The following is a 22,618-nucleotide window of genomic DNA, read 5'->3' on the forward strand; positions in this document are numbered from 1 at the left end:
GAGCGGGGAGCTGAGCTCCCCGCCCCCCTCAGGAGGTGGTGGTCACCGCACGCGCGCTGGCGCGGTCAGGCCGCGTCCGGCGACAGCGCCTCGATGTCGAGGGTGATCCGGATCTTGTCGGAGACGGCCGCGCCCGCCGCGCCGCCGGTCACGCCGAAGTCCGCGCGGCTGATCTCCGTGGAGGCGGAGAAGCCGGCCACCTTGCCGCCCTGGTAGTGGTCGCCGAAGCCGCCGATCTCGAGGGTGAGGGTCACCGGCTTGGTGATGCCCTTCAGGGTGAGGTGCCCGTCGACCAGGAACGTCTCCTCGTCCTCGATGCGGATGCCCGTGGAGCTGAAGGTCATCGTGGGGTGCTTCTCGACGTCCAGGAAGTCCTCGTTGCGGACATGGTCGTCGCGCATCTTGTTGGCGGTGTTCACCGAGGCGGTGCTGATCACGGCCTCGACCTTCGACTCCAGCGGGTTCTCCGCCGTCACGATCGTGCCCTGCACGTCGTCGAAGCGGCCACGGACCTTGGAGACGCCCAGGTGACGAACCGTGAAGGCGGCGTCCGTGTGGACGGGGTCGATGGTCCAGGTGCCCGCGAGGAAGCCGGGGACGGTGAGCTCGGTGCTGGTCATGGAAAGCCTCATCTCGGTTATTGCGGAACTATTGGTTGAACGCTCATCTAACATAACAGGAAACAGTTGAAACCTCAAGCACCGGGTATGCTGGGAGTATGACCGACAGCGACTTCCGATGGCTCACCGAGGACGAGCAGCGCGTGTGGCGCTCGTTCATGCAGGCTTTCAACGACTTCAACGCCCATCTGGACCGCCAGCTGCGGCAGGACTCCGGCATCCCCGTGGCGTACTACGAGATCCTCGTGATGCTCTCGGAGGCTCCCGGCCGGCGGCTGCGGATGGGCGAGCTGGCCGAGAAGCTGAGCTCCTCGCGCAGCCGCCTCTCGCACGCGGTGACCGCGCTGGAGAAGGCCGGCTACGTCTCGCGCTGTGCCGCCGACGGCGACCGCCGCGGCCAGGTGGCCCAGCTGACGCAGACGGGCTACTCGGTGCTCGAGGCCGCCGCCCCCGGGCATGTCACCGAGGTGCGCAGCAACCTCTTCGACCTCCTCACCCCGGAGCAGCTGACGGCGCTGGGCGAGATCGCCGCCGCCATGAACGGCAAGATGAAGGGCGTGTGCGCGCAGGCCCGGGCGGAGGCCGAGGCGGAGGACTGTCCGACGACCGTCGTCTGACGTCTTTCTTACGAACCGGCCCCGCCCCTGGCCCCGGGCCGCCCCGGGTGCTCGAATCGAGGGGTGGATCCCGAACTCAGCGGCACCCCCGTGGGCCGCCGCCTCGTCCTCGGCATACTGGCGCTCGGCGCCGGCGCCGTCGTCGCAGCCCCGGCCGTCCAGCGGCAGTTCGAGAAGGGCCTCGGCTCCGTCGCGGGCAAGGACCCGACGGGCCTGACGGGCCTGCTGCCCAACGGCGGAGGCTTCCGCTACTACTCCGTCGCCGCCTCCGTCCCGCACCGCGACGAGACGGACTACGGCCTGAAGGTCGGCGGCCTCGTCGACCGCCCGCACACCTACACCCTCCCCGAACTGCGCGCCCTGCCCCAGCGCCGCATCGTCCGCGACGTGCAGTGCGTGACCGGCTGGCGGGTGCTGAAGGTCCCCTTCGAGGGCGTACTGCTCTCCGACCTGCTGGACGCCGCCGGCGTACGCGGCTCGGCGAAGGCCGTCCGGTTCACCTGCTTCGACGGCGCCTACAGCGAGAGCCTCACCCTCGACCAGGCCCGCCGCGACGACGTCCTGGTGGCGCTGCGGATGCAGGACAAGCCCCTCGGCCACTCGCACGGCGGGCCGGTCCGGCTGTACGTCGCGCCGATGTACTTCTACAAGTCGGCGAAGTGGCTCTCCGGCATCACCCTCACCGACGAGGTGGTCCCCGGCTACTGGGAGCGCCTCGGTTACGACGTCGACGCCTGGGTCGGCCGCTCCAACGGACGTGACGATGCTCCGACCGCCTGACCACCGCGAGCAGGGCATCCCCCGCTTCACCCCCGCCGAGCGCTGGGTGCACCGCACCACCGCCTGGCTGATGGGCCTGCTCCTGCTGACCGCCGCGGTCCTGTACGTGCCCCAGCTCGCCGAGCTGGTCGGCCGCCGGCTGCTGGTCGTGCGTGTGCACGAGTGGAGCGGGCTGCTGCTGCCCGTACCGGCGCTGCTGGGGCTCGTCTCCCGGGCGTTCCGCACCGATCTGCGGCGGCTGGGGCGCTTCGGGCCGCACGACCGGAGCTGGCTGCGGGCCGCCGCGCGCAGGGACCCGGTGCGGGAGGCGGGGAAGTTCAACGCCGGACAGAAGCTGTACGCCGGGTTCACCGCCGGGGCGGGGCTGGTGATGCTGGGGACGGGGCTGCTGATGTGGTTCACGCATCTGACGCCGCTGCGCTGGCGGACCAGCGCCACCTTCGTACACGACTGGCTGGCGCTGGGCTTCGGGCTGGTGATCGTCGGCCATGTGTGGATGGCGCTGGCCGATCCGGAGGCGCGGCGGGGTATGCGCACCGGCCGGGTGTCGCCTTGGTGGGCGACTGCCGAGCACCCCCTGTGGACACAGCTGACAGACTTGGACCGTGCCGGACCACGACGCGACCCAGACGCCTGACGACACCGCCGAGCCCGAGCTGCCCGGCGACGGCCCCGCGCCCGCCGACGGGCCGGGGTCCGGCGGCGACGACCGCCCGCCGCCCACGGGCGGCGGCGGGCGGAGCGACAAGATGCCGCTCTGGCTGCCCAAGGCCGTGGTCCTGGCCCTGACCCTGTACGCGGCCTTCCTCCTGGCGAACTGGGCCTTCCACCGGCTGACCGGCCTGCTGCTGAACATCCTCGTGGCGTTCTTCCTGGCCCTGGCCATCGAGCCGGCCGTCGACTGGATGGCGCACCGCGGCATACGCCGCGGGCTGGCCACGGCGCTGGTGTTCCTCGGGGTGGTGGTGTTCTTCGGCGGCTTCCTGGCGCTGCTCGGCTCGGTGCTGGCGGACCAGGTGCGGGAGCTGGTGGAGAACTTCCCGTCGTACGTCGACTCCGTCGTGGTCTGGCTCAACGACCAGTTCGGAACGCAGCTCGAAGCGGACAAGCTGCAGGACGACTTCCTGAGCTCCGAGTGGGTGCAGAACTATCTGAAGCAGAGCGCCGACAACGTCTGGACGGTGTCCACGACCGTCCTCGGCGGCCTGTTCAAGCTGCTCACCATCCTGCTCTTCGCCTTCTACTTCGCCGCCGAGGGCCCGCGGCTGCGCCGGACGCTGTGCTCCGTGCTGCCGCCCGCCCGGCAGGCGGAGGTGCTGCGCGCCTGGGAGATCGCGGTCACCAAGACCGGCGGCTACCTCTACTCACGCGGTCTGATGGCGCTGATCTCGGGCGTCTGCCACTACATCGTCTTCCTGATCCTCGACATCCCCTACGCCCCGGCGCTCGCGGTGTGGGTGGGCGTGGTGTCGCAGTTCGTCCCGACGGTCGGTACGTATCTGGCGGGGGCCCTGCCGATGCTGCTGGCGTTCACGGTCAGCCCGTGGGCGGCGCTCTGGGTCCTCGTCTTCGTGATCATCTACCAGCAGTTCGAGAACTACGTCCTGCAGCCGAAGATCACCTCGAAGACGGTGGACATCCACCCCGCCGTCGCCTTCGGCTCGGTCATCGCGGGCGCGGCCCTGATGGGCGCGGTCGGCGCCCTGATCGCGATCCCGGCGACGGCCACGCTCCAGGGCTTCCTCGGCGCCTACGTCACCCGCTACGAGGTCGACCCCGACGCCCACGCCCCCCGCCCCCGCCGGGGCCGCGGCCGCACCCTGCTGCGGCGGATGCGCGGGGCGCTGCGGCGCTGAGCCCGACGTCAGCCGTCCCCGGCGGACTCCTCCGGCCAGGTCCACCGCGGCATCGTGCGCAGCGGGTGCAGGTCCGCGTCCGACTCCGCGTGCGAGTTCTGCCGCGCGACCTCGGTGCCGAACTCGACGTGTGTGCGCAGCGCCTCGCGGAAGGGGGCGTCGGCGGGCAGTCCGGCCTTGTCGGCCGCCGCCAGATACAGCTCGGCGAACCGCCGCCGCTGCTCCTCCGTGATCCGCAGCCCCCGGTGTACGGCGATGATGTGCGCGAAGCCGCCGTGCTCCCGGGTGAAGTCGTCGGGGCCGCCGAACACCTCGCTGTCGAACGCCGTCAGCGCGTCCACATGCGTGGGGCTGCCCTCCCCGAACAGGGGCTGGAGCAGCGGGTCGGCGAGCACGTCGGTGTAGAAGACGTCGATGAAGCGGCGTAAGGCGTCGTGCCCACCCGCGTGTTCGTAGAGGCTCTCCATGCGGGACAGCATTCCCAGGCCCGGGCGGAAGCCACAAGCGCCAGTTGTCCGCCCTACCGCCCTGCCGTCCTACCGCCCCCGCGCCGCCGGCACGCCGCTCTCCGGCCGGGGGGCCGCGGGTGACGACAGCAGTTCGTCCACGACCGCCGCCAGGCCCTGGTGGCGGCCCGTCGCGACCGCGCGGAGGTAGCCCTCGTCGCCGAGGGCCTCGCGGGCGAGCCGTTCGCACTCGAGGTGCGGGAGGTCGAAGTGGGCCGAGCCGAAGCGCTTCGTGCCGAACGACTGCCAGCCCGCCTCCGCGCCCCCGTGGATCCGCGCCGCGAACCCGGGGTCGGTGCGGGCGACGAGCGGGGCGATGTGCTCCAGCGTCATCGTCATGCCGATCGCGTCGCGGAACACCCGCTTGATGGCGAGGCACTCGAGGTTGAGCTCCAGCGCCCGGACGGCCGAACCGCGCCGCCACAGCGTGTACGCCCACGCGTAGAGGGCGTAGCTGCGCGCCCACAGCTCGCCGCTCTCCACGGCCAGATCGTGCGCCTCGTGCAGCAGCGCCGTCGCCTCGTTCGTCTCACCCGCGAAGGCGAGGCACTGCCCGAGCTGCACCTGCGCCAGCAGGGCCAGCGAGTCCAGCCGCCCCAGCTCCCGCAGCCGCCGCACCGCGTCCCGCAGCAGCGCGACGGCCTGCGGCATGTCGTCGCTGATGGCGTACGCGATGCCCAGCATCTGCCGGACGTGTGCCTGCGCCACCTCGTCGCCGCTGATCTCCGCGAGCTCGGCGCCCTCGGCCGCCGCGTCCTTCGCCGCCACCGGATCGCCGGCGATGACCGCGAGGAACGCCGTCACCCACAGCGCGCGCGCCCGCGGCGCCGGCTGGGTGGTCCGCGCCGCCAGTACGCGCCCCAGCCATGCTCGCCCCTCGGAGAGCCGGCCGCAGCCCATCCAGTAGAACCACAGCGTGGAGGCGAGCTGCTGGCCCAGATGCGCGTCCTCGGGCCGGCGCAGGCAGTGCTCCAGCGCCAGCCGCAGATTGGGCAGCTCCCGCTCGATCTGCTCGGGCACCTCGGACTGCCGCGGGCCGAACCAGTCCAGCTCGCACCAGATGGCCACCCCGAGATACCAGTCCCGGTGCCGGTCGCGCAGCCGCTCGGTCTCCCGCAGGGTCCCCAGCCACTGGGCGCCGTACTCCCGCACCGTGTCGAGCATCCGGAACCGCACGCCGCCCTGCCACTCCTCGCGCAGCACGACCGACTGGGAGACGAGCTGGCCGAGGACGGAGGCGAGATCGGCGACCTCGAGGCTGTCGTCGGCGCAGACGTACTCCGCGGCGTCGAGCCCGAAGTCGCCGGTGAACACCGACAGCCGGGCCCACAGCAGCCGCTCCCGCGGGGTGCACAGCTCATGGCTCCAGCCGATCGCCGTACGCAGCGTCTGGTGCCGGGCCGTACCGCCGCGCCCGCCGGACACCAGGAGCCGGAACCGGTCGTCCAGCCGCTGGGACAGCTGGTCCGGGGAGAGGCTGCGCAGCCGGCCGGCGGCCAGCTCCAGCGCCAGGGGGATGCCGTCGAGGCGGCGGCAGAGCTCGGCCACGGCGGCGGCCTTCGCGCCCGCGGGGTCGAAGCCGGGGACGACCGTGCGCGCCCGGTCGGTGAACAGCCGCACCGCGTCGGAGCCCGGGGCGTCGGCGGGGAGCGGGGCGAGCGGGAACAGCCGCTCGCCGTCGATGTCCAGGGGGCGCCGGCTGGTCGCCAGCACCCGCAGTCCGGGGGCCTTGCGCAGCAGTTCGGCGGTGAGGCGGGCGCACTCGGCGTCCGCGTGCTCGCAGCTGTCCAGCACCAGCAGCGCCCGGCGGCCCGACAGCCGGTGGGTCAGCAGCCGCAGCGGGGGCGCCCCGCCGGCGTCGGCGAGCCCGAACACGTCCAGCGCGGCGTGCACCAGCCCGTCACCGCCGGACAGCTCCGAGACCTCCAGCAGCCACACCCCGTCGGGGTACCGGCCGGCCAGCTCGGCCGCCGCCCGCAGCGCGAGCCGCGACTTGCCGACCCCGCCCACCCCGGTGACCGTCACCAGCCGGGCCCGCTCCAACGCCTCGCCGAGCAGGCCGAGTTCGCTGCGGCGCCCGATGAACCGGCTCAGCTCGGCGGGCAGGTTGCCCGGCGGGCGCGGCGCTGAACCGTCGTGGGGGAGGCGTCTGTTGCGTCGCATAGCTCACCGAGCGTACTGACGGGGCTGCGGTGCGTGGGGGTGTTGGTGCGATCGAGACCTGACGTTCGAAGCGCGGGAGCGACGCGCGGCGGCCGGCCGCAGCTGGCCGGCGGCCAGCGCGCCCAGGACCACGACGCCGCCGAGGATCTGCCACGGGGTGAGGGACTGGCCGAGGGCGAGCCAGCCGAGGGTGGTGGCGACGAGCGGGCTGAGCAGTCCGAGGAAGGTGACGTTCGTCGGGGACAGGGCGCGGATGCCGCGGAACCACAGGACGTAGGCGAACGCCGTGCCGAACAGGGTGAGATACGCGTACCCCGCGAGGTTGCCGGCCGTCAGCCCGGCCGGCGGGGCGCCCTCCACGGCCAGGGCGACCGGCAGCAGCACCAGGCCGCCGGCGACGAGCTGCCAGCCGGTGGTGGCGAGCAGCGGTGCGGGGGAGGCCCAGCGCTTGCTGAGGACGACGCCCAGCGCCATCACGCCCGCGCCCGCCGCGGCGGCCGCGACGCCGAGCCAGTCCAGCGCCGCGTTCGCCCGCAGGACGAGCAGGCTCACCCCGCCGACGCCCGCGATGCCGGCGAGGACCGGCCGCAGGGTGAGCTTCTCGCCGAGGAGGCCGGCGGCCAGGCCCACCGCGAGCAGCGGCTGCAGCGCGCCGATGGTGGCGGCGACGCCGCCGGGGAGGCGGTACGCGCCGATGAAGAGCAGCGCGAAGAACGCGCCGATGTTCAGCGTGCCCAGTACCAGCGACCGCCACCACCACACGCCCTGCGGCAGCCGGCGGGTGAGGGCGACGAGGAGCAGCCCCGCGGGCAGGGCGCGCAGGAGGGCGGCGAGCAGCGGCCGCCCGGGCGGAAGCAGCTCGGTGGTGACGAGGTACGTCGAGCCCCACACGGCCGGGGCGATGGCGGTGATCAGGACGGTGGTCGTGCGGCTGGTGGCGGGCATGGCGTCCGACTCCCCTTCGGGTTGCTTAGCTCTAAGGGAATTTACCTCACGACTAAGGTAACTGTCTCATCGTTAAGATAAATTCCCCGAGCGGGCATCCGATGTGGCCGCGCCCCGCCGTCGCCGCATAGCCTGGCCCCGTGGCAGATCACGTGGACCGAGTGCTGGAGCAGTGGGCCCGAGAGCGGCCCGATCTGGACGTCTCGCCGATGGCCGTCATCGGCCGCGTCTCCCGGCTGGCCCGCCTCCTGGACGGCGAACTGCACCGCGCCTTCACCCCGTACGGACTGGACCGCGGCTCCTTCGACGTGCTGGCCACCCTGCGCCGCAGCGGGGCCCCGCTGACGCCGACGGAGCTGATGCGCTCGTCGATGGTCACCTCCGGCGCGGTCTCCCAGCGGCTGGACCGGCTTCAGGCCCGCGGGCTGGTCGCCCGCACCCCGAGCGAGTCGGACGGCCGCGGCGTCCAGGTCTCCCTCACCGAGGAGGGACGGGAGCTGATCGACCGCGCCGTGGAGTCGCACGTCGAGAACGAGCACCGCATCCTCGCGTCCCTGCCCCGCGAGGAGCGCGACACCCTCGCCGCCGCCCTGCGCGAACTCCTGCAGGCGCTCGGCGACAAGCAGCCCTGAGCCGGCTCAGTCCGGCGTGCCCGGGGTGATCAGCCCCGTCTCGTACGCCGCGATCACCGCCTGCGCGCGGTCGCGCAGCTGCAGCTTCGACAGGATCCGCGCCACGTGCGTCTTGACCGTGGCCTCGCTGAGGTGGAAGCGGCGCGCCAGCTCCGCGTTGCTGTGGCCGCGGGCCAGTGCCTCCAGGACCTCCAGCTCGCGCGGGGTGAGCGAGGAGAGGTCGCGGTGCAGCGCCGCGCTGCGGGTGCCGGCCGTGGCGAAGCGCTCCACCAGCCGGCGGGTGATCGCCGGCGCCAGCAGCGCGTCGCCGGAGCGGACCAGCCGCACCGCGGCCGCGAGATGCTCGGGCGTGACGTCCTTCAGCAGGAAGCCGCTCGCGCCCGCCGTCAGCGCCGCGTAGACGTACTGGTCGAGGTCGTACGTGGTGAGGATGATGATCCGCGGGGCCTGGGACTCGCCCGTGAGGATGCGGCGGGTGGCCTCCAGGCCGTCCGTCCCCGGCATCCGTACGTCCATCAGCACCACGTCCGGCCGGGTGCGCCGGACCGCCGCCACGGCCTCCTCGCCGTCGGACGCCTCCGCGACCACCTCGATGCCGTCCGCGGCCAGGATCATCCGGAAGCCCGTACGCACCAGGGCCTGGTCGTCCACGATGACGACCCGGGGTGCCTCGGTCACGGGACCTCCAGGGGGATGACCGCGCGGACCCGGTAACCCCCGCGCGGGCGTTTGCCGGTCTGGAGCGTACCGCCGTACACCGACAGCCTCTCGCGCAAGCCCATCAGCCCCCGTCCGTTGCCCTCCGCCGGCAGCGGTACGCCGCCGTCGTCCTCCACGGCTATCCGCAGCTCGTCCGGCGCGTACGCCACGGTCACCGTGATGTCCGCGCCCGAGGCGTGCTTCACCGCGTTCGTCAGCGCCTCCTGCACCACCCGGTACGCCGCCAGGTCCACGCCCGACGGCAGCGGCACGGCGTCGCCCTCGGTGCGCACCGAGACCGCCGAGCCCGTCGCCCGTACCCCCTCGACCAGCTCCGTCAGCCGCGCCAGACCCGGCTGCGGGGCGAGGTCCGCCGTGCCCGCCGGATCGGGGCCTTCGGCGGCCATCGTCAGCAGGCCCATCACCTGGCGCAGCTCCGCCATCGCGGTGCGGCCCGCCGTCTCGACCGCCAGCATCGCCTCCCGCGCCTGGTCGGGCTCGGCGTCGAGCACCTTGCGGGCGGCCCCCGCCTGGATCGTCATCATGCTCACGTTGTGGGTGACCACGTCGTGCAGCTCGCGCGCGATGCGCTGCCGCTCCTCGTCCACCGCCCGCCGGGTCGCCGCCTGCTGCTCCTGCTGCAGCCGGCGCGCCCGCTGCTGCCACGCGTGCAGCGCGTTCGCGGCCAGCGCGACGGGCACCAGCACCAGCAGCGGGACCCAGCCGCGGTCGACGTCCGGTACGAGGTGGCTGCGCCACAGCAGCGCCACGGCCGCCAGCAGGCTGCCCACCGCGGCCTTGCGGTACCGGCTGTACATCACGGCGCTGTACGCGGCGATCAGCACCGCCGCGAACGTGACCGCCGTGGCGTCGGTGGACACCTCGCCCACATGGAACAGCGACACCCCCGCCAGCACCGCCCACAGCGCCCCGAGCGGATACCGCCGCCGCAGGGCCAGCGGCGCCACCGCCAGCACGCCCAGCGCCAGCTCCCACCACTGGACGGGCGGCAGGTTCTGCTCCAGCGCGGCCCTGACCTGGGCGCCGACCGGCAAGCAGTCGTGCACCTCGCCAAGCGGGTCGGACGGCGGGCAGATCCGCACGCCCTGCCCCTCCAGGCGCTCCTGCTCGAGCGGGTCGATCGGTTCCACCGGTTCCGTCGGTTCGGGTACGCCCTCGTTCCACGGATCCGGCTCCGCCGGCACCTTCGGCGGGGCCGGGGCGTCACCGGGGCTCTGCCACAGGGCCGCGGGCCGGTCCTGCAGTTCGACCCACGACCGGTCGAGGTCCGTGCTCACCACGCCGACCGCCAGCACCAGCGCCAGCAGCGCGTCCACCGCCCACGGCCGGCTGCGCGCGGCGCGCCCCGCCCGCGCCACCGCGGCCCGCAGCCGGCCCGAGCGCCAGCGGTTCTCCCTGTTCACCCGGATAAGTGTGCCAAGGCGCCGGGTGTCCGCGGATCCCTCGTGCGGCGCACTGCCGTCGACTCGTGGCGTACATCGCAGGGATGACGCCCGCCCGCATGGGCCGAGCGCGGTACGGACGTTCCGCACCGCGGGCGACGTGCCCGGCGCCCTGCCGCCCCTAGCTTCGGGGAGCCAGCGAAGGCCCATCAGCGGAGGACCCATGCCCCTCATCGACGTCACCGACGTGCGCAAGACCTACGACGACGGACCGCCCGCGCTCGCCGGGCTCAGCCTGCGCGTCGAGGCGGGCGAGGCGCTCGCCGTGCTCGGGCCCTCCGGCAGCGGCAAGTCCACCCTGCTGAACCTGATCGCGGGCCTGGACCGCCCCACCGAGGGCAGCGTCACCGTCGACGGCCTGCGCGTCGACGAGCTGGGCGAGAGCGCCTCCGCCCGCTACCGCCGCGCGCGCATCGGCATGGTCTTCCAGTTCTTCAACCTGCTCGACGATCTGACCGTCACCGACAACGTCCTCCTCCCGGCGCAGCTCTCCGGCATGCCCCGCAAGCAGGCCGCCGCCCGCGCCGCCGAACTGCTCGCCTTCCTCGGCATCGACCGGCACGCGCACGCCTACCCCGGACGGCTCTCCGGCGGCGAGCGGCAGCGGGTCGCCGTCGCCCGCGCCCTGATGAACCGCCCGCCGCTGCTCCTCGCCGACGAGCCCACCGGCGCGCTCGACACCGCCTCCGGAGCGGAGGTACGGGAGCTGCTGCGCGAACTGAACGCCGACGGGCAGACGATCGTCCTCGTCACGCACGACCTCGCGCTCGCCGAGTCGTGCGCCACCCGCACCATCGAACTCGTCGACGGCCGGATCGCCAGAGACGTCACGGCGGTGGCCCGGTGACCGCTCTGGGCAAGGTGGTGCGCGCCGGAGTCGGCCGCAAACGGGTGCAGACGGCGGTGATGGTGCTGACCACGCTGCTGTCGGTGGCGGCGTCCGTGCTGGCGCTGGGCCTGCTGGAGGCGTCCCGGGCACCCTTCGAGCGGGCCTTCGCCCGGCAGCACGGGGCCCATCTGACGGCCGAGTTCCAGGGCGTGACCGCCGCGCAGGCCAGGCGGACCGCCACGGTGGAGGGCGTGTCCGCGACTGCCGGCCCGTATCCGGTGGCCGCCGTGCGGATCCGCCCGGCCGGCAGCGGACCCGCCGTGTTCGGGGCGCCGTCGATGACCCTCGCCGGCCGCTCCGCCGCCCACGCCGACGTGGACGACGTGAGCATCGTCCGGGGCCGCTGGGCGCGGCAGCCCGGCGAGATCGTGCTGGAGGCGGGCAGCCCCTTCGCTGATCTGGACCCCGACGGCAGGGTGAAGGCCGGGGACACGGAGCTGACCGTCGTCGGCGTCGCCGAGTCCGTGGGCGGCAGCGCCGACGCCTGGGTCGTCCCGGACCAGCTGACGGCCCTCGCGGCGAAGCCCTCGTACCAGATGCTCTACCGCTTCACGGACGCCGACAGCCGCGCCGACATCAAGGCGCACGGCAAGGCCGTGGCCGCCGCCGCGCCCGAGGGCTCCGTCGCCGGCACCCAGTCCTATCTCGACGTCAAGCAGGCCGCCGAGGAGTCCACGGGCGCCTTCATCCCCTTCGTCACCGCCTTCGCCCTGCTGGGCCTGGCCATGTCCGTGCTGGTCATCGGGATCGTGGTGAGCGGCGCGGTGGGGGCCGCGACCCGCCGGATCGGCATCCTGAAGTCCCTCGGCTTCACCCCGCCCCAGATCGGCCGCGCCTATGTGGCGCAGGCCCTGATCCCGTCCGCGGTGGGCGCGGCCCTCGGCACGCTGCTGGCCAACGTCCTCGCCGTACCGCTCATGGCGGAGGTGGCGGAGGCGTACGGCACCGGGACGCTGTACATCCCGGCGTGGGTGAGCGCCGTGGTGCCCCTGGCCGTGCTGGCGCTCGTCGCCGTCACCGCCCTCGGTCCGGCGCTGCGCGCGGCGCGGCTGCGCACCGCCCGGGTGCTGGGCGTCGGGCGGGCGACGGAGTCGGCGCGGGGGCGGAGCGTACGCAATCTGCTCGGCCGGCTGCCGCTGCCGCGGTCGGTGACCCTGGGGCTGGCGGGGCCGTTCGCGCGGCCCGCCCGCTCGGCGACCATGGCCGGGGCGGTGGCGTTCGGCACGCTGGCGGTGACGTTCGCGGTGGGGCTGGGCAGCACGCTCTTCGCCATCCAGCGCGACGGCGACCCCGACCGCGGCGCCGAGCCGGTGACGGTCCGCACGCTGCGGTTCGACGATCCGGTGGCGGGGGCCGTACCCGGGCCGCCGGTGGGCGGGCCGCCGAAGCCGGCGGACCCGGTGCGGACGGCGGCGGTGATCGAGGCGCGCCCCGAGACCGCGTCGTACTACGGGATCACCGAGTTCGAGGCGCGGGCGCCGGGCCTGAAGGGCGGCGTGCCCGTGAAGGCGTACACGGGGGACAGCGCGTCGAGCAAGCACACGATGATGGCCGGCCGCTGGTTCGAGAAGAAGGGCGAGGCCGTGGCGGCGTCGCGCTTCCTGCAGAGCACGGGCAAGGAGATTGGCGACACGGTCGCCCTGGCCGACGAGGGCCGCACGGTGCGGCTGACGATCGTCGGGGAGGTCTTCGACCTCGGCGACGACGCGATGTCGGTGCGCGCCGACCAGACGTCCCTCGCGGGGCTCCGGCCGGAGGAGGGCATGACGGACTTCACCGTCGCGGTGGTGTCCGGCACCGACACCACCGCGTTCATCAAGGCGCTGGACGCGGACCTCGAACCGCTCGGTGCCTCGGCCGAGCCCACCGAGCCCAGCAAGTCCAGCGTGATCGTGGCCATGCAGGGGCTGATCGTGACGCTCACCCTGATGCTGATCACGGTGGCCGGCCTGGGTGTCCTCAACACCGTGGTGCTGGACACCCGCGACCGGGTGCGCGACCTGGGCGTCTTCAAGGCCCTGGGGATGACCCCGGGGCAGACGGTCAGCCAGGTGCTCACCCAGGTCGCCGCGATCGGCCTGGTGGCGGGCGCGATCGGCGTCCCGCTCGGCGTGGCGCTGCACGGTTACGTCATCCCGGCGATGGGCGACGCGGTGGGCACCCCCGTCCCGTCCTCGCACATCGACATCTACGGCACGCTCCAGCTGGCACTGCTGGCCCTGGCGGGCGTCGGCATCGCGGTGGCCGGTGCGCTGCTGCCCGCCGGCTGGGCGGCCAAGGCCGCGACGGGGCGGGCGCTGCGGGCGGAGTGAGGGCCGCGTGCGCGGGCGTGACAGGCCGTACTGCCTGTCACGCCCGCATGTCCTCAGCCGGACCGGTCGAGTACGACCGAGTCCCCGGAGCCGTCCAGGGCCGTCAGCCGCAGCTGGTCCGTCCCCTCCCGGCTCAGCAGCCCGCTCCCCCCGGAGGCCGAGCAGTCGCCCCGCGACTTCTCCGCGACGGCCTGCGGCGGGCCGAAGACCAGCCCGTCGCGCACCGATACGAGCAACGACGGTCCCTCGCAGTGGCCGTCGTCGGAGTCCACGGAGAGGTAGAAGACCTCGCTGCCGATCGCGCCCTGCTGGACGGTGACCGTGAACGGGTTGGTGCTCGCGCCGGACGCGGGCACCCAGGTGCCGAGGAACGCGTCGTCCACGACCCGCTCCCCGGTGACCGCCGGCTCCAGCACCGCCGTCGTCGTACCGGCGCTCCAGTCGAGCTTCCCGTCGGAGCGCAGCCGCAGGGTCTCCTCGCCGGAGGCGGCGCAGCCCGTGCCGTGGGCCCGGGTCAGCCGGTTCGTGATCACCAGCGGGCCGCCCGCCGAGTCCAGCGTGCCGCTCGCGGCGCACACGGCGGCGTCCTGCGCGTGCAGCACGCTCGCCACCTCGGCGCCCCGCTCGCCCTGCGTGATGACGATCCGGTGTATCTCACCGGTCTCCGCGCCCTGTTCGTCGAGCACCCGGCCGTCCCAGGCACCGAGGTACCCGGTGGGGACCGCCCCGGTCGCGGACGCGCTCGGGCTGTCCGAGCTGCCCCCGCCGCCACCACCGCCCCCGCCGGACGACCGGACGGCCACCGCCGCCACGACGAGTGCCAGGGCGACCGCGGCGGAGGCCCCGACGATCACCAGCGGCAGCCGGGAGCGGCGCGGACCGGTGGGCGGCGGCGGTGTTGCCCAGGGGTTCCCGGGCGGCCGGGGGAGGGCAGGCGCTGGCTGCGCGGGCGGGGTCCACGGGCCCGGTCCGTACGCCTGCTGGGGCCGCGGTCCGTACGCCGGTTGGGGCCGTGGCTCCGGTGGCGGGGGCGTGCCCCAGGGCGGGGGAGGGGTGGCGGGTACGGGGCCGGGCGGCGGTGTCGGGTGAGCCGGGGCGGGCGGCGTCTGTACGGCCCCGGGCGGCGGTACGTCGTACACCGCCGTCCGCGGGGACTCCGCGTCGAGCAGCCGCGCCGCCTCCCGCCCCAACTGGGCCAGCAGCGGGGCGGGCAGCCACGCCCCCTCGTCCGGGGCCCGTACCCCGGCCGCCACCTTGTCCGGGGCGGGCCGCGCCGCGGCGTCCTTGGCGAGACAGCCGCGGACCAGGCCGAGCAGCCCCTCCGGCACCCCTTCGAGGTCGGGCTCCTCGTGCGCGATGCGGTACATGAGCGCCTCGCCCGACCCCGCCGACACCCCGAACGGGGGCCGCCCGGTGGCCGCGAAGGCGAGCACCGCGCCCAGGCAGAACACGTCCGCCGCCGGACCGACCCGCAGGCCGCGCACCTGCTCCGGCGACATGAAGCCGGGCGAGCCCACCACGATGCCGGTCCGGGTCAGATCGCCGGAAGTGTCGGCCTCCAGCGCGCGGGCGATGCCGAAGTCGATGACGCGCGGACCGTCCACGGTGAGCAGGACGTTGGACGGTTTGAGATCGCGGTGCACCAGGCCCGCGCCGTGCACTGCCAGCAGCGCGCGGGCGAGCCGGTCCGCGAGGATCCGTACCGACGTCTCCGGCAGCGGCCCGTCCCGGTCCACCACGGTGTGCAGATCGGGCCCGGCCACGTACGCCGTGGCCACCCACGGCTGCGCGGCCTCCGTGTCCGCGTCCAGCACGGCCGCCGTCCACGGCCCGGCGACCCGCCGTGCCGCCTCCACCTCCTGCCGGAACCGCCGCCGGAACTCGGGGAGTCCGGCGAGTTCGGGCCGTACGAGCTTGACCGCGACGGTACGCCCCCGCTCGGAGCGGCCCAGGTACACCTGGCCCATCCCGCCCCCGCCGAGCCGCGCCAGCAGCCGGTAAGTGCCGATCCACCGGGGATCCCCGGCGTGCAGGTCCTCCATGGCGTGCCTCCCCCCGGGGGCATCCGATGCGCCCAGGATAGGGCGCTTCGCCCCCGCTCGTCCCGGGGTGGGCGAAAGCCGTCCACCCCGCTTTTATCGGGGTGGGCCAAAGCCGTCCGGGCCGGTCCTCGCGGACCGGCCCGGACGGCTTTCGGGGGTGACCTCCCGCAGGAGGCGCGTGCTACTTCTTCACGTCGAACCGGTCGAGGTCCATGACCTTCGCCCACGCCGCGACGAAGTCGGTCACGAACTTCTCCTTCGCGTCGTCGCTCGCGTAGACCTCGGCGAGCGCCCGCAGTTCGGAGTTCGAGCCGAAGACCAGGTCGGCGCGGGTTCCGGTCCACTTGACGGCGCCGGAGGCGTCGCGGCCCTCGAACTCGTCCTGCGCGGCGGACGTCGACTTCCACGTCGTACCCAGGTCCAGCAGGTTGACGAAGAAGTCGTTGGTCAGCGTGCCCGGACGGTCGGTGAGGACGCCGTGCTTCGAGCCGCCCTGGTTGGCGCCGAGCACCCGCAGACCGCCGACCAGGGCCGTCAGCTCGGGGGCGGTCAGCGTCAGCAGGTTCGCCTTGTCGACCAGCAGGAACTCGGCCGGCAGCCGGTTGCCCTTGCCGGTCCAGTTGCGGAAGCCGTCGGCCTTCGGCTCGAGGTTGGCGAACGACTCGACGTCCGTCTGCTCCTGCGAGGCGTCGACCCGGCCCGGCGTGAAGGGCACCCGGACCTCGACGCTGCCGTCCTTCGCCGCCTGCTCGACGGCCGCGGAGCCCGCGAGCACGATCAGGTCGGCCAGCGAGACCTGCTTGCCGCCCTTGGCGTTGAAGGACTCCTGGATGCCCTCGAGCGTGCGGAGCACCTGCGCCAGGCTGTCCGGGTCGTTGACCTCCCAGCCGGCCTGCGGCTGCAGCCGGATCCGGGCGCCGTTGGCGCCGCCGCGCTTGTCGCTGCCGCGGAACGAGGACGCCGCGGCCCAGGCGGCGGAGACCAGCTGCGACACGGTCAGGCCCGAACCGAGGATCTGCTCCTTGAGGGAGGCGATGTCCGCGGCGTCGACGACCTCACCGGTGCGCGCCGGCAGCGGGTCCTGCCACAGCAGCTGCTCGGAGGGGACCTCCGGGCCGAGGTAGCGCACGACCGGGCCCATGTCGCGGTGCGTCAGCTTGTACCAGGCGCGGGCGAAGGCGTCCGCGAACTCCGCCGGGTTCTCGTAGAAGCGGCGCGCGATGGGCTCGTACACCGGGTCGAGGCGCAGCGACAGGTCGGTGGTGAGCATCCGCGGACGGTGCTTCTTCTCCGGGTCGAACGGGTCCGGGACGGACTCCGGGGCGTCCTTCGCGATCCACTGGTTCGCGCCGGCCGGGCTCTGGGTGAGCTCGTACTCGTACTCGAAGAGGTTCTTGAAGAAGCCGTTGCCCCACTCGGTCGGGGTCGACGTCCAGATCACCTCGAGACCGGAGGTGATGGCGTCGCCGCCGACACCCGTGTTGTACGTGCTCTTCCAGCCGAGGCCCATCTCCTCCATCGGCGCGCCCTCGGGCTCCGCGCCCACGCTCTCGGCGGGGCCGGCGCCGTGGGTCTTGCCGAAGGTGTGGCCGCCGGCGATGAGGGCGACGGTCTCCTCGTCGTTCATCGCCATCCGGCGGAACGTCTCACGGATGTCGCGCGCCGCGGCGATGGGGTCGGGGTTTCCGTTGGGGCCCTCGGGGTTGACGTAGATCAGGCCCATCTGGACGGCGCCGAGCGGGTCCTCGAGCTGGCGGTCGCCGGTGTAGCGCTCGTCGGCGAGCCAGGTCTGCTCGGGGCCCCAGTACACGTCCTCGTCGGGCTCCCACACGTCCTCGCGGCCGCCGGCGAAGCCGAAGGTCTCGAAGCCCATCTGCTCCAGGGCCACGTTGCCGGTGAGGATCATGAGGTCGGCCCACGAGAGGGACTGGCCGTACTTCTTCTTCACCGGCCACAGCAGCCGGCGGGCCTTGTCCAGGTTGCCGTTGTCCGGCCAGCTGTTGAGCGGGGCGAAGCGCTGCTGCCCGGCGCCCGCGCCGCCGCGGCCGTCGCTGATGCGGTAGGTGCCGGCGCTGTGCCAGGCCATCCGGATCATGAGCGGGCCGTAGTTGCCGAAGTCGGCCGGCCACCAGTCCTGCGAGGTGGTGAGCACCTCGGCGATGTCCCGCTTCACGGCCGGCAGGTCGAGGGCGAGGAAGGCGGCCTTGTAGTCGAAGTCGCCGCCGAGCGGGTTGGCCTCGGCGGGGTTCTTGGCGAGGATCCGCAGATTGAGCTGGTCCGGCCACCAGCCGCGGTTGCCGCCGCCCTGCGTGGGGTGCGGGGCGCGGCCGTGCGCGACCGGGCAGCGGCCCTCACCCTCCGCGTTCGTGTCGTACGAGACGGGCTCTTGGTTCTCCGACATGGTGATTCCTCCGGGGCTGAGCGGGGTGTATCGGAAATTGCGAGGGGTTCGGTCGTCGATCGCGAGGGGTTCAGTCGTCGATGAGGTCCGCGACCGGTCTGGGCGCGCCGGTCATGATCGCTGTCCGTCCTGGCACCGGGGGCAGAGCCCCCAGTAGATGACGTCGGCCTCGTCCACCTGGTAGCCCGCGGCGTTCGCGGGCTCCAGGCACGGCGCGTGGCCGACGGCGCAGTCGACATCGGCCACGGCGCCGCAGTTACGGCAGACGAGGTGGTGGTGGTTGTCGCCCACCCGGGTCTCGTAACGCGCGGCGCTGCCCATGGGCTCTATCCGGCGCAGGATGCCGGCGTCGGTGAGCGCGTTGAGCGCCTCGTACACGGCCTGGCTGGAGACGGCGCCGACCCGTTCTCTGACCAGCGCCGCGACGGCCTCCGCGGGCTGGTGCTGCCCGGCGCGCAGGGCGTCGATGATCGCCACGCGGGCTGAGGTCACCCTCAGCCCGGCTCCGCGCAGCATCACGGCGGGGGTCTCCGGTTCGGCCATACCGCTACTCAACCGCCTAAACACGAGCTAGTCAAATACCTGAGGGACACAAGTTTGCGCGTGTTGCGGCGCGCCCGCAACCGGAGGGCGTCCCGGCGGCCCGTCCGTCAGGCCGCCGGCGCCCCGGGTGCCCAGGCCGCGGCGCATGCTCCACCGGGCGAGCGGGCGCAGGACGTCCACCTCTTCCCGGCCGTCGGGGGTCAGCTCGTAGCGGATCTGCACGGGAGTGGTCGGGATGACGGTGCGGGCGATGACGCCCGCCGACTCGAGTGCCTTCAGGCGCTGGGAGAGCAGTCGGGACTGCTCACCGACATGACCCCGGACGCCGCCCGCGTCCTGGCCACGGCGTTGGTCCCGCTCGCCGGCCACACCGACGGCGCCTACGTGAACTTCGAGAGCGCCCCCGGCGGCGTCCTGCGTTCCCGGTCACCGGCGTGACGGCTACGGTTACGAGTCGGTCCGGACGGGCCGGACCCGCAGCAGATCCCGTGACCCGCAGCAGATCCCGTACTCGAGCCGGCCGGGCCCGGCGAGGGCGCGCGCCGTGCCGCCTTCCACCGGCTGTCACCACCGACCTGACGCCCGAGCAGGTCCACCGTGACGGGCGGGGGCTTCGCCGCACGGCTCGCGCAAGTCCCGTAAAGATCGCGTCAGGGTCGGGTAGGGTCGCTGGCGGTGTGCCGGGAAGTCTGGTCGGCGAATAGAGGGATCGTTCTCTTCGCTGATCGGGGGCGGGTGTTGTGGTGTCGGCCAGTAGTGCCATCGGGATCGCGCCGCTGGCGCGATCCCGCCCGCGTCGCTGCCGCTCCCGCTCGGGCGGACCCGGTTTGATCGGCGGCAGAAGGGAGCCGACGATGCGCGCGCACGATCTGGCCGAGGACTACCCGACCGTGTCCACCGGTGACGAGGCGATGACCGCCGCACGGCTCATGGCCGAGGAACGGCTGCCCGCCCTGCTGGTGCTGGACCCTCGGGGCGTGCCGGCCGCGATCCTCCCGGCCTCGCAGCTGGTGAAGACCCTGGTGCCGCCGTACGTGATCGAGGATCCGGCGCTCGCCGCGGTGATCGACGAACGGCACGCGGACCGGCTGTGCGCGGCCCTGGCCGGGCGCACGGTCGGCGACCTGCTGACCGGCTCGGCCGGCCCGCCGCCGATCGCCGCCCCGGACGACACCGCGCTGGAGGTGGCCGCGCTGATGGCACGCACCCGCAGCCCGCTGGTCGCCGTCCTCGACCGCGACAAGGCCGGCCCCCGGCTGCTGGGCGTGATCACCGCCTCGCATCTCCTGCACCGGCTCCTCGGGGCCGCATGAACGACTGGCAGAGCTGGGCGGCCGTCGTCGTCTTCGTCGGTGCGTACACGCTGATCATCAGCGAGAAGATCCACCGGGTGGCCGCCGCGCTCGGCGGCGCCGCGCTGATGCTGGCGATCGGCGCGACCGACGACGCCTCCGCCTTCTACTCCGAGCACTCCGGCATCGACTGGAACGTCATCTTCCTGCTCATGGGCATGATGATGATCGTCGGGGTGCTGAAGAAGACCGGCATGTTCGAGTACCTGGCGATCTGGGCGGTCAAGCGGGCCCGCGCCCGCCCGTTCCGGGTGATGGCGATGCTCATCGTCATCACCGCGCTGGCCTCGGCGCTGCTGGACAACGTCACCACGGTGCTGCTGATCGCCCCGGTCACCCTGCTGGTGTGCGAGCGCCTGGGCCTGCCCGCCGCCCCATTCCTGATCGCCGAGGTGTTCGCGTCCAACATCGGCGGGGCCGCCACCCTGGTCGGCGATCCGCCGAACATCATCATCGCCAGCCGGGCCGGACTGACCTTCAACGACTTCCTGGTCCACCTCGCCCCGCTGTGCGCCCTGTTGACCCTGGTGCTGATCGTCCTGTGCCGGTGGTTGTTCCGCGCCACCTTCGTCTACGACGAGGAACGCGCCGAGCAGATCGCGGAGCTGGAGGAGCGGGAGGCCATCAGCAACCCGCGGCTGCTCGCCCAGGGCCTCGTCGTGCTCACCCTGGTGGTCGCCGGGTTCGTCCTGCACCCGGTGCTGCACTACGAGCCGTCCGTCGTGGCGCTGCTGGGGGCCGGGCTGCTGATCGCGATCTCCACGGTGGAGACCGGGGAGGTGCTCGCCGAGGTGGAGTGGCCCACCCTGGCGTTCTTCGCCGGCCTGTTCATCATGATCGGCGGCCTGATCGAGACCGGCGTGATCGGCGAGGTCTCCAAGACCCTGGCCGACGCCATCGGCGACAACGAACTGGACGGCGCCATGCTGCTGCTCGGCGGCTCCGCGCTGCTGTCGGGGATCGTGGACAACATCCCGTACGTCGCCACGATGGCCCCCATCACCGCCGACCTGGTGCAGGAGATGGGCGGGTCCCGCGACCACGTGATGTGGTGGGCGCTGGCCCTGGGCGCCGACCTGGGCGGCAACGCGACCGCCATCGGCGCCTCCGCCAACGTGGTGGTGCTGGGCATCGCCGAACGCAACCGCCAGCCGATCACCTTCTGGACCTTCACGCGGTACGGCCTGATCGTCACCGCGGTGACGATCGCGATCTCGGCCGGGTACATCTGGCTGCGGTATTTCGCGGTCGCGTGAGGACTCCCTACGGGCAGGACTCCTCGACCTTCACGACGCCGAAGTCGACCTTCGTGTCCGTGGGATGCTCACCCGCCGCCGGAGACTGATCGCACACCTTCCAGTTCCGGTCGAGGATCGAGAAGCGACCCTGACCGGTGACGTCGTGCGAGTCGAGGTAGTAGAACCCGGCGGCCTGCGAGGTGTCCTGGGCGTCCTGCAGGCCCTTCCCGACGAGGTCGGGAAGGGCGGCTGTCTCGACCTCGGCCTCGGGCTCTTGCTCGGGCTCGGGGGACGACTTCGGCGCGGGGGCGCCGCTCGCCCGGGCGTCGTCGGGCGCCGGCGCACTGCTCGACGCCCCCGCGGCCGGCGCCCTGCTGCCGCCGGTGTCGTCGTCCCCTGCGCCGACGACAGCGCCGACGATGCCGAGCACGACGACTGCGGCGAAGACCCCGACGCATCCGAGGCCGACCTTGGCACCGGTGCTCATGCCCTGCGGGTCCGGGTCCTGGGGCGGCTGGCCGTATCCGTCGTACGGGTGTTTCGGTGATCGGCCCTGTTCCGGGTAGCTCATGGTGATCCCCCCTGGGGTGCGTGAGCTTCGGGACGATACGGGCGTGACCCGATGCGCCGCATGAGCCGAACAGCCCCCACGGGGGGCGCGAGTCAGCACTTGGGCGCGGCTCGTACAACCGGCCGCGCCCCTCACCTCACTTGGCGGGCAGCGTGACGACGTAAGCCAGCGCGGTCGCGATCCAGCGGTCCAGTGCGGGGTCGTCCAGCGCGCTGCCGGCAACGCGCACCCATCCGCGCATCGTTCGCGCGCCCATGACGGCGGGACGCACACCCCGGCGTTCGAGCGCGTCCGGCACGGCCTCGGCGCCCACGCGTACGAGCAGGTCGTCGCCGCTGACCGCGATCACGAGATTCCCGTGGGCGAGGAACGAAAGCCCGCCGAACATCCGCTTCTCGCTGACCGCCACCTCGTCGCTGAGTGCCTCGCGCACCCGCTCGGCCAGCACTTCGTCGTAAGCCACGAAGGGCAGCCTACGGCGAACCCCCACGCGGGGACGGCGGTGAGCGACCCGTTTCAGCTCGCTTCGGCGGCGCCCCATGTGACCGCCGGCGGGACGGCCCGTGCGCACAGCGGCATCCCACCGTCGTCGGTGAGCCCGAGGCGCGCGACCAACAGGCCTCCGCGTACGGCCGCGTCGAGGACGTCGCGGGGGACGGAGCCGAGCATGAGCTTGGCGCGGCGGAACATCGTGAAGGCGCCCGCTTCGTCGACGGTGCCCCAGGTGAGGTAGACGAACCGCTCGCCCGGGCGGCCCTGCACGTACGGGCCCTTGACATCGACGCCGTCGGGCGAGGACGCGACCGTGCACTCCAGCGTCCAGGTGGCCGTGTGCGCGTCACCGGGGTGCGGGTCGAGGAGCTCGGCGGGGCGGTCGCGGCGCTGCACGGCGACGTGGATGTTGCGGTACGACGGGATGCTGCGGTCGCCGGGCGGGCACGTGAGACCGGGCAGGTCGTGGGCGTCGATCCGGATCCGCATGACGGCCG

Annotated in this window: 23 protein-coding genes; 10 read left to right on the top strand and 13 right to left on the bottom strand. The window is 73.3% G+C overall.

Translation table 11 applies throughout. From position 1 onward, the window contains the following. Positions 1–65: 65 nt before the first annotated feature. On the bottom strand, positions 66–620 hold the full coding sequence (locus tag AB0M28_RS13200) for a YceI family protein (protein ID WP_365402499.1): 555 nt from the start codon (positions 618–620) through the stop codon (positions 66–68). 98 nt (positions 621–718) lie between these two features. Here AB0M28_RS13200 and AB0M28_RS13205 point away from each other — a divergent pair, with 98 nt between their 5' ends. The 4 genes from AB0M28_RS13205 to AB0M28_RS13220 are packed head-to-tail and all read left to right on the top strand — an operon-like array spanning position 719 to position 3,873. Then, complete coding sequence (locus AB0M28_RS13205; RefSeq protein ID WP_365402502.1) at positions 719–1,237, top strand: MarR family transcriptional regulator; 519 nt, start codon at positions 719–721, stop codon at positions 1,235–1,237. 27 nt (positions 1,238–1,264) lie between these two features. After that, positions 1,265–2,017, top strand: a complete 753-nt coding sequence (locus AB0M28_RS13210) for a molybdopterin-dependent oxidoreductase (RefSeq protein WP_365402780.1) — start codon at positions 1,265–1,267, stop codon at positions 2,015–2,017. Then, the gene (locus AB0M28_RS13215; protein WP_365402503.1) at positions 2,001–2,654 is read left to right on the top strand and encodes a cytochrome b/b6 domain-containing protein; all 654 of its coding nucleotides are present in this window, start codon (positions 2,001–2,003) and stop codon (positions 2,652–2,654) included. The genes AB0M28_RS13210 and AB0M28_RS13215 overlap by 17 nt, the downstream gene beginning before the upstream one ends. Then, positions 2,623–3,873 carry an AI-2E family transporter gene (locus AB0M28_RS13220; protein ID WP_365402506.1) on the top strand — a complete coding sequence of 417 codons (1,251 nt, stop codon included), beginning with the start codon at positions 2,623–2,625 and terminating at the stop codon, positions 3,871–3,873. The genes AB0M28_RS13215 and AB0M28_RS13220 overlap by 32 nt, the downstream gene beginning before the upstream one ends. A gap of 8 nt (positions 3,874–3,881) precedes the next feature. On the opposite strand, the gene AB0M28_RS13225 is transcribed toward AB0M28_RS13220, so the two are convergent. The 3 genes from AB0M28_RS13225 to AB0M28_RS13235 form a co-directional block, all read right to left on the bottom strand. Further along, a complete protein-coding gene (locus AB0M28_RS13225) occupies positions 3,882–4,340 on the bottom strand; it encodes a group II truncated hemoglobin (protein ID WP_365402509.1) in 459 nt (152 codons plus the stop codon). Positions 4,341–4,409: 69 nt separating this feature from the next. Next, positions 4,410–6,542, bottom strand: coding sequence for a regulator (locus AB0M28_RS13230; protein ID WP_365402512.1), 2,133 nt, complete (start codon positions 6,540–6,542; stop codon positions 4,410–4,412). Between the two features lie 3 nt (positions 6,543–6,545). Further along, on the bottom strand, positions 6,546–7,487 hold the full coding sequence (locus AB0M28_RS13235) for an EamA family transporter (RefSeq protein ID WP_365402515.1): 942 nt from the start codon (positions 7,485–7,487) through the stop codon (positions 6,546–6,548). Between the two features lie 140 nt (positions 7,488–7,627). Between AB0M28_RS13235 and AB0M28_RS13240 the strand changes: the two genes are divergently transcribed. After that, complete coding sequence (locus AB0M28_RS13240; RefSeq protein ID WP_365402517.1) at positions 7,628–8,119, top strand: MarR family transcriptional regulator; 492 nt, start codon at positions 7,628–7,630, stop codon at positions 8,117–8,119. Between the two features lie 6 nt (positions 8,120–8,125). Here the strand turns inward: AB0M28_RS13240 and AB0M28_RS13245 are convergent, their stop codons facing one another. After that, positions 8,126–8,797 carry a response regulator transcription factor gene (locus tag AB0M28_RS13245; RefSeq protein WP_365402520.1) on the bottom strand — a complete coding sequence of 224 codons (672 nt, stop codon included), beginning with the start codon at positions 8,795–8,797 and terminating at the stop codon, positions 8,126–8,128. Continuing rightward, positions 8,794–10,242, bottom strand: coding sequence for a sensor histidine kinase (locus AB0M28_RS13250; protein WP_365402523.1), 1,449 nt, complete (start codon positions 10,240–10,242; stop codon positions 8,794–8,796). The genes AB0M28_RS13245 and AB0M28_RS13250 overlap by 4 nt, the downstream gene beginning before the upstream one ends. A gap of 202 nt (positions 10,243–10,444) precedes the next feature. Here AB0M28_RS13250 and AB0M28_RS13255 point away from each other — a divergent pair, with 202 nt between their 5' ends. Together AB0M28_RS13255 and AB0M28_RS13260 are read left to right on the top strand one after the other, a co-directional pair. Continuing rightward, positions 10,445–11,128 carry an ABC transporter ATP-binding protein gene (locus AB0M28_RS13255; RefSeq protein ID WP_365402526.1) on the top strand — a complete coding sequence of 228 codons (684 nt, stop codon included), beginning with the start codon at positions 10,445–10,447 and terminating at the stop codon, positions 11,126–11,128. Beyond that, positions 11,125–13,482, top strand: coding sequence for an FtsX-like permease family protein (locus AB0M28_RS13260; protein ID WP_365402529.1), 2,358 nt, complete (start codon positions 11,125–11,127; stop codon positions 13,480–13,482). The genes AB0M28_RS13255 and AB0M28_RS13260 overlap by 4 nt, the downstream gene beginning before the upstream one ends. 53 nt (positions 13,483–13,535) lie before the next feature. Here the strand turns inward: AB0M28_RS13260 and AB0M28_RS13265 are convergent, their stop codons facing one another. The 4 genes from AB0M28_RS13265 to AB0M28_RS13280 form a co-directional block, all read right to left on the bottom strand. Then, positions 13,536–15,524 (bottom strand): serine/threonine-protein kinase, encoded by a 1,989-nt coding sequence (locus AB0M28_RS13265; protein ID WP_365402532.1) that lies wholly within the window; start codon positions 15,522–15,524, stop codon positions 13,536–13,538. Positions 15,525–15,705: 181 nt separating this feature from the next. Continuing rightward, entirely contained in the window at positions 15,706–17,925 is a 2,220-nt protein-coding gene (gene katG, locus AB0M28_RS13270) for a catalase/peroxidase HPI (protein WP_365402535.1), read from the bottom strand. A 111-nt stretch (positions 17,926–18,036) separates the two neighbouring features. Then, entirely contained in the window at positions 18,037–18,468 is a 432-nt protein-coding gene (locus AB0M28_RS13275; protein WP_365402538.1) for a Fur family transcriptional regulator, read from the bottom strand. Positions 18,469–18,495: 27 nt separating this feature from the next. Further along, positions 18,496–18,837: a winged helix-turn-helix transcriptional regulator gene (locus AB0M28_RS13280; protein ID WP_365402541.1), complete on the bottom strand. Its 342-nt coding sequence runs from the start codon at positions 18,835–18,837 to the stop codon at positions 18,496–18,498. On the opposite strand from AB0M28_RS13280, the gene AB0M28_RS13285 reads away from it, so the two are divergent. The 3 genes from AB0M28_RS13285 (at position 18,781) to AB0M28_RS13295 (ending at position 21,076) form a co-directional block, all read left to right on the top strand. Then, positions 18,781–18,906, top strand: a complete 126-nt coding sequence (locus tag AB0M28_RS13285) for a hypothetical protein (protein ID WP_365402786.1) — start codon at positions 18,781–18,783, stop codon at positions 18,904–18,906. The genes AB0M28_RS13280 and AB0M28_RS13285 overlap by 57 nt on opposite strands. Before the next feature lie 416 nt (positions 18,907–19,322). Beyond that, positions 19,323–19,781 carry a CBS domain-containing protein gene (locus AB0M28_RS13290; RefSeq protein WP_365402544.1) on the top strand — a complete coding sequence of 153 codons (459 nt, stop codon included), beginning with the start codon at positions 19,323–19,325 and terminating at the stop codon, positions 19,779–19,781. After that, positions 19,778–21,076, top strand: a complete 1,299-nt coding sequence (locus AB0M28_RS13295; RefSeq protein WP_365402547.1) for an ArsB/NhaD family transporter — start codon at positions 19,778–19,780, stop codon at positions 21,074–21,076. The genes AB0M28_RS13290 and AB0M28_RS13295 overlap by 4 nt, the downstream gene beginning before the upstream one ends. Before the next feature lie 7 nt (positions 21,077–21,083). Here the strand turns inward: AB0M28_RS13295 and AB0M28_RS13300 are convergent, their stop codons facing one another. The 3 genes from AB0M28_RS13300 to AB0M28_RS13310 form a co-directional block, all read right to left on the bottom strand. Continuing rightward, positions 21,084–21,629: a PASTA domain-containing protein gene (locus AB0M28_RS13300; RefSeq protein WP_365402549.1), complete on the bottom strand. Its 546-nt coding sequence runs from the start codon at positions 21,627–21,629 to the stop codon at positions 21,084–21,086. Positions 21,630–21,765: 136 nt separating this feature from the next. Beyond that, complete coding sequence (locus AB0M28_RS13305) at positions 21,766–22,092, bottom strand: TfoX/Sxy family protein (protein WP_365402552.1); 327 nt, start codon at positions 22,090–22,092, stop codon at positions 21,766–21,768. Positions 22,093–22,145: 53 nt separating this feature from the next. Then, complete coding sequence (locus AB0M28_RS13310; RefSeq protein ID WP_365402555.1) at positions 22,146–22,610, bottom strand: DUF5990 family protein; 465 nt, start codon at positions 22,608–22,610, stop codon at positions 22,146–22,148. Positions 22,611–22,618 lie beyond the last annotated feature (8 nt).

The organism is Streptomyces sp. NPDC051940, assembly GCF_040680895.1.
Lineage (GTDB): Bacteria > Actinomycetota > Actinomycetes > Streptomycetales > Streptomycetaceae > Streptomyces.